The sequence below is a fragment of the Frigoribacterium sp. Leaf186 genome, from assembly GCF_001423905.1.
Lineage (GTDB): Bacteria > Actinomycetota > Actinomycetes > Actinomycetales > Microbacteriaceae > Frigoribacterium.
In genome coordinates this window covers 17,820-34,494 of the sequence record NZ_LMPQ01000010.1, presented here as the reverse complement: position 1 = coordinate 34,494, position 16,675 = coordinate 17,820, and the positions used below count along the sequence as shown (strand labels likewise).

Sequence of the window (16,675 nt, the reverse complement as noted above, 5' to 3'; positions counted from 1 at the left end):
ACGCCGCGAGGCTCGACTTCGGGCCGGGTTCGACGTCGGCCGGCCCCATACCGCCACGAAATGGACACCGCGCCACGCAAAAACGTGGCGCGGTGTCCACTTCGTGGCGTGATGGTTAAACAGTGGCGGCAGCGGCGCTGACGCGGCGACCGCAGGAGGCGCGGGTCGCGTCAGCGGTGCGTGCGCTGCTTCCAGAAGCGGCCCGCCAGGCGCGCGAGGCCCACCAGGGCGAGCGAGAGCACGGCGAGTGCGACGAGCAGCAACACCATGTAGACGGCCACGGGACCGTAGCCGCCCAGCGCCTCCGGATTGTAGAAGGGGTACGGGTAGAAGCCGGTGATCGAGCCGCGGACGAGCGAGTAGACGCTGTAGGCCACGGGCACGACGAGCCCGACCGCGGCGGCCGACCACGGCAGGCGGCGACCGACGGGCAGCACGAGCCAGTCGACCAGCACGGCGATCGGCATGACGATGTGCACGATGACGTTCACCCAGGGCAGCACGCCACCGCTCACCTCGGTGAGCAGCACGTTGAACACGAGGCCGATGAAGACCATGTTGACGACCGAGATCAGGCGCACGGTGTCCCAGGCGCGGCTGCCCGGGCGACGCCGCAGCGTGCGGACGCCGCCGACGACGAAGACCACGACGGCGAACAGGTTGCCGAGGTTCGTGAAGTACGAGAAGAAGTTGACGATGCCGTAGTCGTTCTCGAGCTGAACGCCGAACTGGGCGACGACCGCGACGAGCGACAGGGCCGCGAACGCGAACCGGTAGGGGACCATCAGCTGAGCACGCGTCATGTCCTCACCCTAGTGATGCGTGGCGTTCGGATCACCGCCCGCCAGGCGGGCGTGTTCTTACGTGACGGGCGTCGACGGACGCCCGTCCGGCACGAACACGCCCGCGGGGCGCGGTGGCGCGACGGGTCAGGCCTGCTCGATCTTCTCGATCAGGGCGGCCTTGGTGTACCGCGACACGTTGGTGACGCCCTTCGTGCGGGCGAGGGCGCGCAGGGCGACGAGGGTCTGCGCGTGCAGGTCGACGTGGGCGTCGGGCCCGTCGGGCGTGGACACGGTCGTCTCGTCGACCTCGGGCAGCGGCGGGGTGTAGATCGAGCGAGGCTCGGCCGGGGTCGCGGTCGAGGTCGAGGTCGACGATCCCTCGGGGGACTCCGACGAGCCCTTCGACCCCTTCGACCCCTTCGACGACGAGTCCTTCGAGGACTCCGGTGCCCCCTTCGACGCCTGCTTGGCCTTCTTCAGCGCCTTCTTCGCGCCACCGAGGCCGGCGGTGGCCTCGTCGAGCGCGTCTTCGAGCGGGGCGACCTTCGGGCGGGACTTCTTCGTCAGCTTCTTCGCCCGGCGTCGGGCCTCGTCGACCGCCTTGCGGGCGTCGGCGACGGCGTCCTCGGCCTTGTCGTAGGCCTTGGTGGCGGATTTCGTGAGCTTCTTCTGGTCGGCCATGGTCGGCTGTCCCCTTCGGTCGGGCGTGTCGGGCTTGCGGGCGTGTGCCCCCACGCTGGCACGACGCCCTGGGATCACGTCCAGGGGCACGTGACGACCCGAGCCGTCGGGCACCGGCCGCTAGCGTGTCGGCATGACGCCCTCGACCTCGGACCACGCCCCCGTGATCGCCCTGCTGCGCGACCTCGTCGCGATCGACTCGACGAGTGGCACGGCCGGTGAAGGCGCCGTCCTGCGCCGCGTCGCCTCCGAGTTCGACGGCGTCGAGGAGGCGCGGGTCGCCTTCGCTCGCGGGGTCGACGGTGAGCCCACGGCGCTCCTGGTCTCGCCGACGACCATCGCCTCCGACGGTCCGCTGCTCGTCTTCGCGTCGCACGCCGACGTCGTGCCCGTGACCGACGCCGCGGCCTGGAGCCACGACCCCTTCGGCTCGGTCGTCGTGGGTGACCGCCTGTACGGGCGGGGGTCGTCCGACATGAAGTCCGGGCTCGCGGCGTCGGTGGTCGCCGTCCGCGACCTCCTGCGGAGCGGCGCACCCGTCGCGCTCGCCGTCTCGACGGGCGAGGAGGTCGGCTGCCTCGGTGCCCCGGCGGTGGTCGACCTGCTGGCCGGTCACCGGGTCGGGGCCGTCGTCGTCCCCGAGTCGACCGACGGCCGGGTCGTGCTCGGCCACCGCGGCGCGCTCTGGCTGACGGTGCGCACCTCGGGCGTCGCCGCCCACGGCAGCACGCCCGAGCGAGGCCACAACGCGATCCTCGACCTGGTGACCGTGCTCGGGCGTCTGGACCACCTCCCGCTCACGGCCCACGCCGACCTCGGCCGCGAGACCGTGAACGTCGGTGTCGTGTCGGGCGGCAGCGTGCCGAACATCGTGCCCGACACCTGCGAGGCGCGCATCGACCTGCGGGTCGTCCGCGACGACGTCGACGAGCTCGTCGGGTGGTGGCGGGACCAGCCCGAGGTGACCGACGTCCGCGTCGACCTCGACCTCGCCGCCGTGTGGACCCCGCGCGACCACCCCTGGCTCGCCGGCCTGGGTGCCCCGGTCTCGGAGGCGCCCGCCTCGTACTTCACGGACGCCTCGGTGCTCGTCCGCTCGCTGGACGACGGGGTGCCGGTCGTGGTCTGGGGCCCGGGCGACCCGACCGTGGTGCACACCGTGGACGAGTCGGTGTCGATCGAGGCGGTCGTGCGGGCGGTCCCGCAATACCGCCACGCGGGCGAACGCTGGGCCGCCGGGCACTGACGGCGCCACCGGGCGACGCGTCGCGACGGGCCGCCGGGCTGCCGGGCTGCCGGGCTGCCGGGCTGCCGGGCTGCCGGGCCGCCGGGCCGCCGGCCGATCGGCCAAGGGCACGATCACCGCGTGCTCTGCCGCCGGACCAGTCTCGGGGCGAACGAGATGCGGGCTCCGCCACCCGCGCCTCCTGTCGTCCCGCGGAGGGACAGCAGCCGAAGGGCCTCGCTGGCCATGCGGTCGGTGGGCTGCGCCAGGGTCGTCAACGCCGGGGTCACGTACGAGGCGAAGACGATGTCGTCGAAGCCTGTGACCTGCAGTTCGTCGGGTACACGGACACCGAGCTCGCGAGCGGCCCGCAGCACGCCCATGGCGATGAGGTCGTCGGCGCAGACGATGGCGTCGGGTCGGTCGTCCGACGCGAGCAGCCTCCGGGCGGCGGCGTCGCCGCTGTCGACCGAGTAGTCGCCGAGGACGACGCCGTCGCGCACCTCACGGATGCCGAGCTCGGCCGACCAGTGCCGAAACCCCCGGAGGCGCAGGGTCGTCGACGAGTTCGTCAGCTCGGACGTGACGAACGCCGCCGACCGGGCGCCGGTGCCCGCCAGGTGCGTCAGCACGAGCTTCATCGCCTCGGCGTCGTCGAGGCCGATCCAGTCGGTGTCGGGCACGTCGACGCGGCGGTCGAGCTGCACCAGGGGCACGGCCCTGGCTGACGCCGCGACCGCCGCCGCGCTCTCGGTGTCGTGCACCGGGCTGACGACGATGCCGTCGACGTGACGTTCGATGAGCGAGCGCAGGTGGTCGGCCTCGACGGCGGGGTCCTGCCTCGAGTCGCAGAGGAACAGGTGCTTGCCCTGGCCGTGCAACGCGCTCTCGAGGCTGTCGACCAGGGTGGTAAAGAACGGGTTGAGGATGCTCGGCACGACCATGCCGACCGTGTCGGTGCGGCGGGTGCGCAGGGCGCGGGCGATGCCGTTGCCCGAGTAGCCGAGCTCGTCGGCTGCGAGCCGCACCCGGGCCTCGACCTCGGGCCCGACGGGGCGTGACGCCGACATCACGCGCGAGACCGTCGCGGACGAGACGCCCGCGCGGCGGGCGACGTCCGAGATGGTGACGGCGTTCATGGGCTCCTCGGGGGCGGCGGTCACGGGACGACGGGGGAGGACACCATCGTAGCGGGTGCCTGCGGGAAACCGATTGCCGACCGCCGATCTCTTTTACACGTCGGAAACACAAAGGTGTTGACACTCGAAACACGAAGGCGTCACTCTTGACGCAGTTCCAGTCGGCAATCGATTGCCCACCGTTCTCGCCCCCGACGAGACCGCCCCCGTCAGTCCCCGCATGCTCCACCTCGTCCTCTCCAGGAAGGCCCCTCATGCCCTCGACCCGCACCGTCCTCACCGCCCTCGCCGTGGGCGCCCTCGCGGTCGGCACCCTCGCCGGCTGCGACTCCACCGCGAGCACCACCTCCGGCGCCGCGCCCGGGGCCACCACCGCCACGCGCCCCGCCCCGACCGACGTCCCGCAGGCCTGTGCCCCCGACGGCGGCGGCACGCTCCAGCTCGGAATGGTCGACATCAACGAGCAGACCGCCTTCTTCACGCAGATGAACGAGGGCGTGCAGGACGTCGCCGACGAGGCCGGCGCCGACCTGCAGATCGTCAGCGGCGACAACGACAGCGCCACGCAGGTCTCGGGCGTCGAGAACCTCGTCGCGTCGGGCGTCGACGCGCTGATCGTGGACCCGGTCGACGCGACGGCGTTGATCCCCGCCCTGACCGCCGCGAAGGCGGCCGGCATCCCCGTCGTCGCGGCCGACGGTTCGGTCGAGGACGCCTCGGCCATCGACTCGTACGTCGGCACGGCGAACGAGGACGGCGGGGCCCAGCTCGGCGAGGCCTTCCTCGAGCTGACCGGGGGCACGGGCGAGGTCGGCGTCGTCGGCGCCCTGAACAGCGCGATCCAGATCCAGCGCCAGAACGGCTTCACCGACGCAGTCGAGGCCGGCGGCATGACCATCGGCACGATCGTCGACGGCCAGAACGTCAACGAGGACGCCCAGGCGGCGGCCGAGAACCTGCTCACGGGCAACCCCGACCTCGAGTACATCTACGCGACGGGCGAGCCGGCCCTGAACGGCGCGATCGCCGCCGTGAAGAGCCAGGGCGCCCAGGACCGGGTCAGCATCGTCGGCTGGGACCTCTCGGCCTCGGCCGTCGAGGGGCTGCAGGACGGCTACGTCAAGGCGGTCATCCAGCAGGACACCTTCGGGTTCGGCTACGAGGCCGCGAAGGCCGCCATCAACCTCGCCTGCGGCACCGGAGACGTGCCCGCGACGGTCGACGTGCCGATCACGATCGTCACGCCCGACAACCTGTCCGACTTCTCGTACTACCTGGAGGGCTGATGACCGACGTCACGACGGACGACCTGCTCGTCGAACTCGAGGGCATCCGCAAGTCGTACGGCGCCGTCGACGTGCTGCGCGGCGTCGACCTGCGCCTGGCCCGGGGCGAGGTGCTCGGCCTCGTCGGCGACAACGGCGCCGGCAAGTCCACGCTGATGAAGGTGCTCGCCGGTTCGGTGCAGCACGACGGCGGCCGCATCAGCATCAAGGGCAAGGAGGTGCGGTTCCAGTCCCCGAGCGACGCCCAGGCCGAGGACATCGGCATCGTCTACCAAGACCTCGCCCTGTGCGACAGCCTGAACGTCGCCGCCAACCTGTTCCTCGGTCGCGAGCCGCGGATCGGGCCGTTCCTCAAGGTCGGCGAGATGCACGCCGAGGCCACGGCCGTGCTGAAGGAGTTCGGCGTCCGGGTCACCTCGACCCACCAGCTGATCTCGCAGCTCTCGGGCGGGCAGCGCCAGTCGGTCGCCATCGCCCGCGCCGCCTCGGTCGACCCCGACGTGCTGATCCTCGACGAACCGACCGCGGCCCTCGCGGTGACCGAGGTCGAGTCGGTGCTGCGCCTCATCAAGGAGGTCGCGGCCCGCGGGGTCGGCGTGATCCTGATCACCCACCGGCTGCAGGACCTCTTCCGGGTCTGCGACCGCATCACCGTCATGTACGAGGGCCGGAGCGTCGACGACGCCCGCATCGACGACCTGACCATCGAGTCGCTCGTCGACATGATCACCCGAGAAGGGAGCGCCGCCGCATGACCACGACGACCTCTGACCCCACCCGCACCGACGGCCCCGAGCCGGGGCGGGGCCACGGCCCCGCCGCGGCCCGCGAGCGACGCTGGGAGGCCCTGCAACGGGTCAACAAGTCGACGCTGCTCATGCTCGTCGTGACGCTCGTCGTGATCGTCGTCTTCTCGGTGGCGACCCCGACCTTCCTCACCGGGACGAACCTGCGCAACGTCGCCGTGCAGGTCGCCCCGGCGGCCATCGTGGCCGTGGCGATGACCTTCGTCATCACGGCGGGCATGATCGACCTCTCGGTCGGGTCGACGCTCGCCCTCGTCTCGGTGATCGGGGCGGTGCTGCTGAGGGCCGGGCTCGAGTCGGTGCTCGTCATGGTGATCTGCCTCGCCGTCGGCGCGCTCTGCGGGCTGGTCAACGGCTGGTTCTCGAGCTACCAGGGCATCCCGTCGTTCATCGTCACGCTGGCCACCATGTCGATCGTGCGGGGCGTCGCCCTGCTGATCACGAAGGGCTACTCGATCGCGATCGGCTCCGGCCTGATCTTCGCCCAGGTCGGCCAGGGGCGCCTGTTCGGCCTCGGCTACCCCGCCTGGCTCGCGCTGATCATCGTCGGCGTCGGCATCGTCGGCCTGCAGCGCATGCGGTTCGGCCAGTACATCACCGGCATCGGCTCGAACGAGGAGTCGGTCCGACGGGCCGGCGTCGACACCCGCTTCGTCAAGATGACGGCCCTCGTGCTCAGCGGCACGGCGGCCGGGGCCGCGGGCATCATCACCGCGGCCCGCCTCGGCTCGGGTGACGCCAACTCGGGCGTCGACTTCGCGATGACGGTCATCACCGCCGTCGTGATCGGCGGCACGAACCTGCTCGGCGGCAAGGGCAGCGTCATCGGCACCGCGATCGGCGCCATCTTGACCGGCGTCATCACGAACGGCCTCACGCTGCTCGGCCTCAGCCCCTACATCGTGCCCATCGTCACCGGCAGTCTGTTGATCATCGTCATCTGGATCAACCTGCGCGGCGGCTCGTTCACCGACCTCGTGCGCAAGGTGGTGACCCGATGAGCCGCGTCGGAGGGTTCGGCGTCGAGACGACCGCGGTCGTCGACGTGCAGACGGTGACCGGCCCCGTGCCGAGCGACCGGCTCGGCTACACGTTGCCGCACGAGCACCTGATCAACAGCATCGAGGAGGGCGGCCTCGAACCCGACCCCGAGTTCCCCGAGCTGTTCGACGCCCCCGTCACCGCCGACATCGCCTGGCTGCTGCGCGACCGACCGCTCGCCTGCCGCGACAACTGCGTGCTCGACGGCGACGACGACGCGGTCGACGAACTCGTGGCGTTCCGCGACCTCGGAGGCAGCACGGTGATCGAGCTGACCTCGGACGGCCAGGGCCGCGACCCGCGGCGGCTCGCCGAGATCTCGCGCCGCAGCGGGGTGAACGTCGTCACGGGCGGCGGCTGGTACCTCGAGAGGTTCCACCCCGAGGCCACGGGCACCGACAGCGTCGACGACCTGGCCGCGCGTCTCGTCGCCCGGTTCCGGGCCGACCCGGCCGAGACGGGCCTGCCCCGCTCGGGCGTCATCGGCGAGATCGGCGTCTCTCCCGGCTTCACCGAGCGCGAGGAGCGCTCGCTGCGGGCCGCCTGTCGCCTGCAGCGCGAGACCGGCCTGCCGATGTTCGTCCACCTGCCCGGCTTCGTCCGCCACGGCGGTCGCGTGCTCGACGTCGTGCTGCGCGACGAGGGCGTCGACCCGACCGCGGTCGTCCTCTGCCACATGGACCCCTCGGGTTCCGACCCCGACTACCAGCGCAGCCTCGCCGAGCGCGGCGTCTGGCTCGAGTTCGACATGATCGGCATGCCGTACCGCTTCTCGCTGCCGGGCGAGGGCCAGTCGCCGTCGCCCGTCGAGACGGCCGCGGCGATCGCCCGCCTCGTGTCGGCCGGGTTCGGCCGTCGCCTGCTCTTCAGCCACGACCTGTTCCTCAAGAGCATGCTGCGTCGGCACGGCGGCAACGGCCTCTCGTACATCCCCGCCGTGTTCCTCGACCGCCTCGTCGACCTCGGCGTCGACGCCGACGTCGTGCACGGCGTCGGCACCCGCAACGTCCGCGTCCTCTTCGAGGGCGCGGCCCTGACCCGCTGAGAGGCGACCGTGCGGCCGTGAGCCGCGCGCGCCTCCTCGTCCCGTCCCGTCCCCACCGGAAGGCACCACCATGTCCCGCATCCTCATCGCCGGCGAGAGCTGGATCACCGCGACCACCCACACCAAGGGCGTCGACGAGTTCACCGCCCACTCGTACACCGAAGGCGTCGCGCAACTGCGGGCCGCCCTGCAGGCCGGCGGCCACGAGGTCGTCCACCTGCCCGCGCACCTCGTGCCGACCGAGTTCCCCGAGACCCAGGAGGCGCTGGACGCCTTCGACGTCGTGGTGCTGTCCGACATCGGCGTCAACTCGCTGCAGCTCGCGCCCGCCGTCTTCGAGAAGAGCATCCCCGGTCGCGACCGCGTGCAGGAGCTCGCCCGCTGGGTCGAGGCGGGAGGTGCGCTGCTGATGATCGGCGGCTACCTGTCGTTCTCGGGTTGGCAGGGTCGCGCGGGCTACGCCCGGACCGAGATAGCCGACGTGCTGCCGGTCGAGCTGCTGATCGGCGACGACCGAGTCGAGCGCCCGGCCGGCGTGGTCGCGACCGTGCTCGACGCCGACCACCCCGCCCTCGGCGGTGCCGGCACCGAGTGGCCCCTGCTGCTCGGCTACAACCGCACGGTCGTCAAGCCGGGTGCCGTCGAACTGGCCCGCCTGGACGGCGACCCGCTCGTCGTCGTCGGCGAGGCCGGCGCCGGGCGCACCGCGGTCTTCACGAGCGACTGCTCGCCGCACTGGGCGCCGCCGGCCTTCTGCGACGAGTGGAGCGGCTACGCCAAGGTGTTCCAGGGCATCGTCTCGTGGCTGACCAGCCGCTGACGCCGGCCGGCCCCTCGGCGGGCCGGGCAGGGCGGGCCGCCGCGCTCGTCGCGCGCTGCTCGGGCGAGCTCGACGCGTCGGCGGCCGTGCCGCTGCTCGCCCGGATGGCCGACGGCACCGTCGACGACGACGAGTTCGGTCGCTACCTCGCGATCGAGCAGGCGTTCGTCCGGACCGCCGCCCGACTCGCCGGGTACTGCCTCTGGCAGCAGCCCGAGTGGTCGAGGGCCGAGCGTCACGCGGCGGCGGTGGCCGACCTGGTCGGCCCGCAGAGCCGGTACTTCGAGCGGTTGCTCGCGACCCGACCCGTCGACGAGGCGACCCGGGGTGACCTGCTGCGCCGCGCCTCCGTCCTCGAGGCGACGGTGACGGCCGCGCTCGACGAGGGCGGCTACGCCGGGGTGGTCACGAGCCTCGCCGCCGCCGAGACCCTGTACCTGCGCTGGTGCACGCAGGCAGCCGCGCGGCCGGTGGCCCGGCCCGCCGACGTCCAGGAGTGGATCGACCTGCACGTGACCGGGTCGTTCCGTGAACAGGTCGGCTCCTTGCACCAGCTGGTCGACGAGCTGCCCGCCGACGTGACCGACGCACAGCTGGACCGCTGGTTCGTGGCCCTGCTGCGGGCCGAGGACGCGTTCCACGCGAGCGCCCTCGACGAGGTCGCGGCGTGACCGGGCCCGCCGTCGACCTCGCTGCCGTCGAGGCTCGCCTCTCCGCGGCCGGCATCGCCTTCGAGCGGCTGATCGTGGGGCCCGACGCCGTCGTGGTCGTCTCGTCGTACGGCGGCCGCGTCTACGGGCCGTTCTTCGCGGCGGGCGAGGCCGAGAACTGGCTGCCCGACGCCTTCGGAGACGACGCCTCGTTCGGCGCGCTGCTGGCCGGCGGCGACTGGAACGTCGGGGGCGACCGGGTCTGGATCGGCCCCGAGATCGCCTACATGATCCGCGACCGCAGCGACTACTGGGGCAGCTACGAGATGCCGCCGTCTCTCGACCCCGGTCGGCACGACCTCGAGCGCACGGCCGACCGCGTCACGATGACCCGGGTCGCCGAGCTCGAGGCCTTCACCGAGCCGACGGGGGCCGTCCGGGCCGAGCTGGGGTTGGTCGTCCGGCCCGCGGCGCACCCGCTGCGCCACCTGCGCGGGGCGTCGGCCGCGAGCGGTGACGGGGCGTCCGTGGCCGACGGCGTCGAGTACGGCGGCTACGTGACCGAGGTCCGCCTCGAGATCGCCTCGGACGGTGCGCACGAGGCCGAGTCGTGGGTGCTCGACCAGGTCCGGCCCGGGGGGACCGCGTTCGTCGCGGCCGTGCCCGAGGCGCAGGTGACCGACTACTACGAGCCCGTCGGCGACCTGCTGGCCGAGGTGCCGGGCGGCGTCGCCGTGTCGCTCACCGGCGCGGACCGCTTCAAGATCGGCTTCGCCGCACCGCACGTCACCGGCCGCGTCGGCCACGTACGCGCCGTGGGCGAGCCTGCCGACGACCGCGCCGTGTTGTTCGTGCGCGGCAGCCACAGCGACCCGTCCGCCGAGTACTCCGAGGAGCCCGACCCGTCGCCCGGCGTCCGGGGCGACTCGCTGCACCTCTACGACGACGACGGCGGGCTCGGCGGGTTCGCCGAGATCGAGGCGCGCGGCACCCCCGTGCTCGGTCCGCGACCCGGGCCCGTCACCGACCGGTTCTCGAGCTGGTGGTTCCGGGGTCGGACCGACGACGTCGCCCGCGTGGCCCAGCACCTGCTCGGGGTGCCGGCCGCGACGGTGGCGCGAGCCGCCCGGGGGGTCGCACCGCGCCTCCTCGGGTCGTCGACGGCCCCGCCGACGCCGCTCGCTCCGTCGACCACCCCGAGCAGCACCCCGTCCCCGAGCAGCACTCCGTCCCCGAGCACCGCCCCGTCCCCGAGAGGAACGACATGACCCCCGAGACCGACCCCGAGGCCGTCGACCGCGCCTACGACGACCTCGTCGCGCTCGTGGAGCACGGTCCGCGCTTCCACGGCACGCCGGGCATCGCCGCCGCAGCCGACTGGCTCGAGCAGCACCTGGGCACGGTCGGGTGGCCGGTCGAGCGACAGGCCGTGACGCTGCCGGGGTGGCAGCCGGGAGCGGTGCACCGCGTGGTCGTGCACGAGCCGATCGCCCGTGAGCTGCCCGCCTGGCCGATGCTCTGGAGCGGTTCCACGGGCGGCCCGCGTCGCGGCACGGTCGAGGCCGTCGGCCCCCAGGGGCTCTGGGGTGACTCGATGACCTGGCGCAAGTTCGTCGTGACCGACGACGACGGGCGCGTGCTCGCGTACCTGCACGCCCGGGACGACGGCCCCGCCGCGCCGCAGCCCCTGCCCTCGGGGTCGGACCTCGAGGTCGCGCACCTCGCGATCGGGCGGCTCGACGGCCTGCAGCTGACCGAATGGCTGGGCGACGGCAAGGCGCTCGTCGTCGAGGTCGAGGCCGACAGTGGTGCCGTCGAGGCGGCGACGAGCGACAACCTGATCGTGGACGTGCCGGGCACGGGCGACGGGTCAGTGCTGCTCTGCGCCCACTACGACAGCTTCTTCAACACCGCCGGCGCCTACGACAACGGCAGCGGGACCATCGCCCTGCTGCACCTCGCCGAGAAGTGGGCGGCCGAGCCGCCGGTGCCGTCGGTCCGCCTCGTGTTCTTCACGGCCGAGGAGTGGCACCTGGGCGGGTCGCGGCACTTCGTCGACACAGCCTCGACCGCCGACCTCGACGCGATCGACTACGTGCTGAACGTCGACGGGCTCGGCCGCGGCTCGTTCGTCGAGGCCTTCGGGGCGCCCGAGGCGTTCTCGACGGCGTTCCGCTCGGCCCTGCTGCAGCACGCTGCGGCGACCCGGCCCGACCTCGAACTCGTGACCCGGTTCCCGCCGACGACCGGCACCGACGACGCGTCGTTCTACCGTGCCGGCGTGCCGAGCGCGTTCCTGACGTTCAACGACCTGCACCGGTTGCACCAGCCCGACGACGAGCCGAACCGGGGCATCGCGGCGAACGTGGCCTGGACGGTGCCGCTCGTCGAGCACCTCGTGGCGACCCTGGCGCGGCCCACCCGCGCCGCGCCTCCCGGGGTGCTGTAGGCGCGGGCGGCCGGGCCGGTCGGCGGGGTCGGTCCGGTCTGACCCGACCCGGCTCGCCCGCTCTGCCTCTCAGCCGACCGGCTCGGCGAAGACGATCCGGTTCTGGTCGTAGTGCCCCGACGAGCGGTCGAAGACGCCACCGCAGGTGATCAGCCGCAGCTGGTCGGTCGGCTGCGCGCCGAAGACCCGCCCGGTCGGGAACTCGGCCTTCGGCACGTCGAGCACCTCGGTCACCACGTAGCCGACCACGCCGCCCTCGACCGTCGTCACGTCGACGCGGTCGCCCGCGACGAGCTCGTCGAGTCGCGCGAACACCGCGGGCCCGGAGGCCGAGTCGACGTGCGCGGCGATGACCGTCGGTCCGCGCCCGCCGGGCCGTCCGCCGCCGGTGAACCACCCGACGTCGTCGGCGTCGACGGGCACCTCCATCGCGCCGTCGTCGGCGATGCCGAGGTCGATCAGCGGGGCGTCGAGCCCGATCGCTGGCACCGACACGGCCGCCGGGGCCACGCCCACGCCGACCACCGCGTCGACCGCGGGAGGCGCGGTGCCGGTCGCCGACGGAGCCGCGGTCGGCGAAGCGCCCGCCCCCGCCCCCGGGGTCGACGACGCCGTCGGTGCGACCACCCCGGGCGACGCGCACCCGGTCAGGGCCAGCACGACGACGGCGGCGACGACCGTCGGGAACAGGGGGCGGCGCACGTCAGGCCTGCGCCTGGTGGTGACGACGGGTCAGGACGTACGCGCCCGCGCCGAGCAGGGCCAGCGCGCCGGCACCACCGGCGGCGAGGCCGAAGCCGGCCGTCCCGCCCTCGGTGGCCGCGCCTCCGAGTCCGGTGTCGACGCCGCCGACCGGCACCTGCGTCAGCTGGCCGCGGACCACGCCGGCCCCGAACGAGGCCGTGTGCGAGTCGCCCGTGAAGCCGGCCGGGTTCGCCTCGAGCTGCTTGAGGCTGAAACCGGTGCCCGTGTCGGACCCGGCTGCGCTCATGACGCCCGTCGTGAACGGACCCTGCAGGCAGCCGCTGCTCGTGCGCGTGCCGTCACCGCGGTCGACCGGGTTGGGGAACGCGATGCGCGGCGGGCCCGCCTGGCCCGTCGCCGCCTCGTGGATGTGCGTCGCGGTCTTCGCCGGGCTCTGGTAGTCGCCGGTCACGCCGCGCAGCGTGATGTCGTAGCAGATGACCTCGGTGTCGCTGTTGACGCGGAAGTCGAACGTGCCGGTCGCGCCGGGCTCGCCCGGGGTCGCGACCCCGTCGTTGTTGATCACCTGGTCGGGCGTCGCCATGACCGTGTAGGCGCTGGTGAAGGTGGACGGCTCGGGCACCTCGGTCTCGGCGAACGCGGGGGTCGCGGCGAACAGGGTGACGGCGGTGGCGGCGGCACCGCCGATCGTCAGGGTGCGGATGGCGGTCTTCTTGGTCGTGCGCGTCATCTTCGGCATGCTCCGGGTCCTCTCGACGGGGCGGCCCCCGGACGGGTGCCGCTCGACAGGGCCTACGTCGGCACCGGCCGATGCGTTCACCCGGGGTCCGAGAAAGTTCGTGCCCGGCACGGTGAACGCGGGAGGCGCGGCGGACGTACACCCCGTCGGCATCCGCGACCGGCGTGGATAGGCTGGAGGTCAGGCGGATGATCGCCGTCATGGGTCGCGCCGCTCCCGTCTCGAGCCGCACGACAGATCGGAGCCCGATGAGCGAGGGGTCGCCCGGGCTCGACGTCCGGGCCGCGTTCGTCGAGCACGGCTCGGCGCTGCTGGGCTTCGCCGTCAACGCCCTGCGCGACCGGTCGCTGGCCGAGGACTGCGTGCAGGAGACGTTCGTGCGCGCCTGGCGGGCCCGCGACTCGTTCGACGCCGACCGCGGCAGCGTCCGCACCTGGCTCTTCGCCATCGAACGCCGCGTGGTGCTCGACGTGCACCGCGCACGGGGACGCACCCCGTCGCTCGTGCCCTACGACCACGCGCCCGAACCGGTGGCGACCGTGGCCGACCCGCTCGAGCGACTGGGCATGGCCGAGGGCCTCGCCCGCCTGAGCGACGACCACCGGGCGGCCGTCGTGGCCGTCCACCTCGAGGGCCTCAGCTACCGCGAGGTGTCCGACCGCACGGGCGTCCCCGTCGCGACCCTGCGCACCCGCGTGTTCCACGCGCTGCGCGCCCTGCGCACCCACCTCGACGAAGGCGAGACGACCGATGACTGACCGCACGCCAGATGCCGAGGGCGGGGCTGGCCCCAGGGCCGAGGGCGGGGCCGGGTACGGTGCCGGTCTCGGGGGTTCCCGTCGCGACGAACTGATCGCCGCGGCGCTCGCGGACGACCTCTCGCCGGCCGAACGCGCCGAGTTCGACGAGCTGCGTGCCGCCGACCCGGGCGTCGACGCCGAGCTCGACTCGCTCGGCGTCGTCGTCGGGGGGCTGTCGACGTTCGGCCGCTGGGACGACGTCGCCCCGAGCGACCGGCTCCGCGACCGGGTCGCCGCGATCGACGCCGGAGGGGCCTTCGGCGTCGCTGGTGCTGCCGGCGGAGCTGGCGCTGCGGGGGACGACGCGGACGCTGCGGACGGTGCCGACGCGACTGTCACGCGGATCGGCCCGCACGTCGCCGCCGCCCGCTCGGGTCGCGGCCGACGCCCCCTGCTGATCGCCGTCGCCGCCGCGGCGTGCCTCGCCGTCGGCGCCGGGGGAGGAGCCCTGCTCGCGACGCCCCGCGACACCGTCGTCGACGGCCCGGCCGGCACCCTGGGAGCCACCGAGCACGTCGACTTCACCGGTCAGCCGGCCGGGGTCGACCTCGACGGCGACCTCGTCGCCCACACCTGGGGCACCGAGACCGTGCTGAGCGTCGACGGCCTGCCGACGGGTTCGGCGTTCACCGTCGTCGTGGTCGGTGACGACGGGCGCGAGTACGAGTCCGGGGCCTTCCTCGGCTCGGACGTCCGCGTCGACTGCCGGCTGAACGCCGCCGTGCTGCGTCCCGACGTGGCCTCGGTCGAGATCCGTGCGGCCGACGGGCACGACATCGCAGTCGCGTCGGTGCCGCCGGTCGCGAGCTGACCCGCGCCTCCTGCGCTCGAGCCGACCCGCGCCTCCTGCGCACGAGCCGACCCGCGCCTCCTGCGCACGGGCCGACCCGCGCCTCCTGATCCGCGACCCGCTCGTCCGGCGCGGTCGACTCGCGGGTCAGACGACCGTCAAGGAGGCGCGGGTCGCCTCGATCGTCGCGAGCAGCGACCTCGAGTCGGTCAGCGAGTGCAGGGGCGAGTCGCGCAGCCCGGCGTCCACGTAGGACGCGAGTGCCGTCGCCTGGTAGGCGAGCCCCTGTCGGCCGGTGGGCACGGACGGGTCGCTCCAGACGGCCGAACCGGTGCCCGTGGTCAGCTCGAACGTCGCAGGGAAGACCAGGTTCTGCAACGTGCGGATCGACCCGGTCGTGCCCGAGATGGTGCCGAGCCCGGGTGAGGTGGTCAACAGGCTCGTGGCGGCGGTCGCGAGCACGCCGTCGGCCGTGCGGGTGACGACGGCGGCGTCGAGGTCGACCCCGTCGGCCCGGGTCGAGCCGGTGGCGTGCCACTCGACGGGGTGGCCGGTCGCGAACTGGGTGAACCAGAAGGCGTAGACGCCGATGTCGAGCAGGGCTCCGCCGCCGAGCACGGGGTCGGCCATGCGCCCGCCGGCCGAGAGGTCGTTCGCCCAGGCCACGTCGGCGGTGGCGAGTCGTATGTCGCCGATCGCGCCGTCGGCGAGCAGTTCGGCGATGACGGTGGTGTGCGGCAGGTAGCGGGTCCAGAGCGCCTCCATGGCGAGGACTCCGGCGGCGCTCGCCGCGGCCGCGATCTCGTCGGCCTCGGCCGTACTGGTCGCCATCGGCTTCTCGATCAGGACGTGCTTGCCGGCCCGGATCGCGGTCAGCGCGTCCGGCAGATGCCGCGTGTGGGGCGTGGCCACGTAGACGACGTCGACGTCCGGGGAGGCGACCAGCGCCTCCTGGTCCCCGTAGGCCGAGTCGACGCCGTGGGCGCGGGCGAACGCCTCGGCCCGGTCGAGGCTGCGCGACGCCACGGCGACCACGCGCTGGTCGGTGTGCGCGTGCAGCGCGTCGGTGAAGTCACCGGCGATCTCGCCCGGGCCGATCACGCCCCAGCGCAGGGTCGGCCCGCCGCGCAGCGGGACGGCCGTCGCGGCGGGGAAGCTCGGGGTGCTCGGGGTGCTCGGGGTGCTGGGGGTCTGCGTGGGCATGCGGTCTCCTCGGTGTCACGTCGTCGTGCGTGCGTCCATCTTCGCGGGTGCGGGTGCGGGTGCGGGTGTGGGCCCGGGTGTGGTGCGCGTGGGAGGGAGGGTTCCCCGCGCTTCGGTCGATCCGGTACGTACCGGATCAGGCTCCGGGGGAGGACGACCGGTCCGGCGGGCGACCGCACGACGGCATGCGGCGACCCTGGGCCGGGACGTGGTGCGGCGACCCTGGGCCCGGACGTGCCCGCCCGCGCACCACGCTCAGCCCTGCTCGGCGAACCGCCCCACGCCGATCACGTCGAGCAAGCGCAGCTTGGCGTCGTCGTCCGAGCCGGGCGTCGCCGTCAGCACGAGCCGGGTCTGCGACTGGTCCTCGGTGAAGAGCGCCTGGCAGTCCACCTCGATGCGGCCGAGTTCGGGGTGCAGCAGCGTCGTGCGGTCGTCGAAGCGTTGGAGCACCGCGTGCCGGCTCCAGATCGTCGCCGGGCGACGGGCACCGTGTCGTGGCGGGCACCGC

Annotated in this window: 18 protein-coding genes; 11 read left to right on the top strand and 7 right to left on the bottom strand. The window is 73.4% G+C overall.

Going from position 1 to position 16,675, the window contains the following annotated elements:
• Positions 1 to 170: 170 nt before the first annotated feature.
• Both ASG05_RS06945 and ASG05_RS06940 read right to left on the bottom strand, forming a co-directional pair.
• A complete protein-coding gene (locus ASG05_RS06945) occupies positions 171 to 803 on the bottom strand; it encodes a Pr6Pr family membrane protein (protein WP_056259316.1) in 633 nt (210 codons plus the stop codon).
• Positions 804 to 929: 126 nt separating this feature from the next.
• On the bottom strand, positions 930 to 1,466 hold the full coding sequence (locus tag ASG05_RS06940; RefSeq protein ID WP_056259314.1) for a Rho termination factor N-terminal domain-containing protein: 537 nt from the start codon (positions 1,464 to 1,466) through the stop codon (positions 930 to 932).
• A gap of 133 nt (positions 1,467 to 1,599) precedes the next feature.
• Between ASG05_RS06940 and ASG05_RS06935 the strand changes: the two genes are divergently transcribed.
• The gene (locus ASG05_RS06935) at positions 1,600 to 2,712 is read left to right on the top strand and encodes a M20 family metallopeptidase (protein WP_056259312.1); all 1,113 of its coding nucleotides are present in this window, start codon (positions 1,600 to 1,602) and stop codon (positions 2,710 to 2,712) included.
• A gap of 113 nt (positions 2,713 to 2,825) precedes the next feature.
• Here ASG05_RS06935 and ASG05_RS06930 read toward each other — a convergent pair whose 3' ends face one another.
• Positions 2,826 to 3,830, bottom strand: coding sequence for a LacI family DNA-binding transcriptional regulator (locus ASG05_RS06930; RefSeq protein ID WP_056260697.1), 1,005 nt, complete (start codon positions 3,828 to 3,830; stop codon positions 2,826 to 2,828).
• A gap of 254 nt (positions 3,831 to 4,084) precedes the next feature.
• On the opposite strand from ASG05_RS06930, the gene ASG05_RS06925 reads away from it, so the two are divergent.
• From ASG05_RS06925 to ASG05_RS06890, 8 genes are all read left to right on the top strand, one after another.
• Positions 4,085 to 5,116, top strand: a complete 1,032-nt coding sequence (locus tag ASG05_RS06925; protein ID WP_056259311.1) for a substrate-binding domain-containing protein — start codon at positions 4,085 to 4,087, stop codon at positions 5,114 to 5,116.
• Positions 5,116 to 5,871: an ATP-binding cassette domain-containing protein gene (locus tag ASG05_RS06920; protein WP_056259309.1), complete on the top strand. Its 756-nt coding sequence runs from the start codon at positions 5,116 to 5,118 to the stop codon at positions 5,869 to 5,871. Before ASG05_RS06925 ends, ASG05_RS06920 begins: the two co-directional genes overlap by 1 nt.
• The gene (locus tag ASG05_RS06915) at positions 5,868 to 6,923 is read left to right on the top strand and encodes an ABC transporter permease (RefSeq protein ID WP_056259307.1); all 1,056 of its coding nucleotides are present in this window, start codon (positions 5,868 to 5,870) and stop codon (positions 6,921 to 6,923) included. Before ASG05_RS06920 ends, ASG05_RS06915 begins: the two co-directional genes overlap by 4 nt.
• Entirely contained in the window at positions 6,920 to 8,008 is a 1,089-nt protein-coding gene (locus ASG05_RS06910) for a phosphotriesterase (protein ID WP_056259304.1), read from the top strand. The genes ASG05_RS06915 and ASG05_RS06910 overlap by 4 nt, the downstream gene beginning before the upstream one ends.
• A 70-nt stretch (positions 8,009 to 8,078) precedes the next feature.
• Positions 8,079 to 8,828 carry a glutamine amidotransferase gene (locus ASG05_RS06905; RefSeq protein ID WP_056259302.1) on the top strand — a complete coding sequence of 250 codons (750 nt, stop codon included), beginning with the start codon at positions 8,079 to 8,081 and terminating at the stop codon, positions 8,826 to 8,828.
• The gene (locus ASG05_RS06900) at positions 8,810 to 9,499 is read left to right on the top strand and encodes a TenA family protein (protein WP_056259300.1); all 690 of its coding nucleotides are present in this window, start codon (positions 8,810 to 8,812) and stop codon (positions 9,497 to 9,499) included. Before ASG05_RS06905 ends, ASG05_RS06900 begins: the two co-directional genes overlap by 19 nt.
• Positions 9,496 to 10,746: a hypothetical protein gene (locus ASG05_RS06895; protein ID WP_056259298.1), complete on the top strand. Its 1,251-nt coding sequence runs from the start codon at positions 9,496 to 9,498 to the stop codon at positions 10,744 to 10,746. Before ASG05_RS06900 ends, ASG05_RS06895 begins: the two co-directional genes overlap by 4 nt.
• On the top strand, positions 10,743 to 11,927 hold the full coding sequence (locus tag ASG05_RS06890) for a M28 family metallopeptidase (protein WP_056259296.1): 1,185 nt from the start codon (positions 10,743 to 10,745) through the stop codon (positions 11,925 to 11,927). Before ASG05_RS06895 ends, ASG05_RS06890 begins: the two co-directional genes overlap by 4 nt.
• Before the next feature lie 69 nt (positions 11,928 to 11,996).
• Here the strand turns inward: ASG05_RS06890 and ASG05_RS06885 are convergent, their stop codons facing one another.
• The gene (locus ASG05_RS06885) at positions 11,997 to 12,629 is read right to left on the bottom strand and encodes a class F sortase (RefSeq protein WP_235491433.1); all 633 of its coding nucleotides are present in this window, start codon (positions 12,627 to 12,629) and stop codon (positions 11,997 to 11,999) included.
• A gap of 1 nt (position 12,630) precedes the next feature.
• On the bottom strand, positions 12,631 to 13,362 hold the full coding sequence (locus tag ASG05_RS06880; RefSeq protein ID WP_056260693.1) for a CHRD domain-containing protein: 732 nt from the start codon (positions 13,360 to 13,362) through the stop codon (positions 12,631 to 12,633).
• A gap of 197 nt (positions 13,363 to 13,559) precedes the next feature.
• On the opposite strand from ASG05_RS06880, the gene ASG05_RS06875 reads away from it, so the two are divergent.
• A complete protein-coding gene (locus ASG05_RS06875) occupies positions 13,560 to 14,129 on the top strand; it encodes an RNA polymerase sigma factor (RefSeq protein ID WP_056259293.1) in 570 nt (189 codons plus the stop codon).
• Positions 14,122 to 14,982: a hypothetical protein gene (locus ASG05_RS06870; RefSeq protein WP_056259290.1), complete on the top strand. Its 861-nt coding sequence runs from the start codon at positions 14,122 to 14,124 to the stop codon at positions 14,980 to 14,982. The genes ASG05_RS06875 and ASG05_RS06870 overlap by 8 nt, the downstream gene beginning before the upstream one ends.
• Positions 14,983 to 15,108: 126 nt before the next feature.
• Here the strand turns inward: ASG05_RS06870 and ASG05_RS06865 are convergent, their stop codons facing one another.
• Positions 15,109 to 16,164 (bottom strand): Gfo/Idh/MocA family protein, encoded by a 1,056-nt coding sequence (locus ASG05_RS06865; protein WP_082486537.1) that lies wholly within the window; start codon positions 16,162 to 16,164, stop codon positions 15,109 to 15,111.
• A 255-nt stretch (positions 16,165 to 16,419) separates the two neighbouring features.
• Positions 16,420 to 16,635 carry a hypothetical protein gene (locus ASG05_RS06860; RefSeq protein ID WP_369814053.1) on the bottom strand — a complete coding sequence of 72 codons (216 nt, stop codon included), beginning with the start codon at positions 16,633 to 16,635 and terminating at the stop codon, positions 16,420 to 16,422.
• Between the last annotated feature and the right edge of the window lie 40 nt (positions 16,636 to 16,675).

Excerpts from the sequence above, each read along its gene's own strand:
- ASG05_RS06870 (WP_056259290.1), top strand. The coding sequence starts at position 14,122 with ATGACTGACCGCACGCCAGATGCCGAGGGCGGGGCTGGCCCCAGGGCC.
- ASG05_RS06880 (WP_056260693.1), bottom strand. The coding sequence starts at position 13,362 with ATGACGCGCACGACCAAGAAGACCGCCATCCGCACCCTGACGATCGGC.
- ASG05_RS06865 (WP_082486537.1), bottom strand. The coding sequence starts at position 16,164 with ATGCCCACGCAGACCCCCAGCACCCCGAGCACCCCGAGCACCCCGAGC.
- ASG05_RS06890 (WP_056259296.1), top strand. The coding sequence starts at position 10,743 with ATGACCCCCGAGACCGACCCCGAGGCCGTCGACCGCGCCTACGACGAC.
- ASG05_RS06920 (WP_056259309.1), top strand. The coding sequence starts at position 5,116 with ATGACCGACGTCACGACGGACGACCTGCTCGTCGAACTCGAGGGCATC.
- ASG05_RS06910 (WP_056259304.1), top strand. The coding sequence starts at position 6,920 with ATGAGCCGCGTCGGAGGGTTCGGCGTCGAGACGACCGCGGTCGTCGAC.
- ASG05_RS06925 (WP_056259311.1), top strand. The coding sequence starts at position 4,085 with ATGCCCTCGACCCGCACCGTCCTCACCGCCCTCGCCGTGGGCGCCCTC.
- ASG05_RS06875 (WP_056259293.1), top strand. The coding sequence starts at position 13,560 with ATGATCGCCGTCATGGGTCGCGCCGCTCCCGTCTCGAGCCGCACGACA.
- ASG05_RS06945 (WP_056259316.1), bottom strand. The coding sequence starts at position 803 with ATGACGCGTGCTCAGCTGATGGTCCCCTACCGGTTCGCGTTCGCGGCC.
- ASG05_RS06940 (WP_056259314.1), bottom strand. The coding sequence starts at position 1,466 with ATGGCCGACCAGAAGAAGCTCACGAAATCCGCCACCAAGGCCTACGAC.
- ASG05_RS06905 (WP_056259302.1), top strand. The coding sequence starts at position 8,079 with ATGTCCCGCATCCTCATCGCCGGCGAGAGCTGGATCACCGCGACCACC.
- ASG05_RS06935 (WP_056259312.1), top strand. The coding sequence starts at position 1,600 with ATGACGCCCTCGACCTCGGACCACGCCCCCGTGATCGCCCTGCTGCGC.
- ASG05_RS06930 (WP_056260697.1), bottom strand. The coding sequence starts at position 3,830 with ATGAACGCCGTCACCATCTCGGACGTCGCCCGCCGCGCGGGCGTCTCG.
- ASG05_RS06915 (WP_056259307.1), top strand. The coding sequence starts at position 5,868 with ATGACCACGACGACCTCTGACCCCACCCGCACCGACGGCCCCGAGCCG.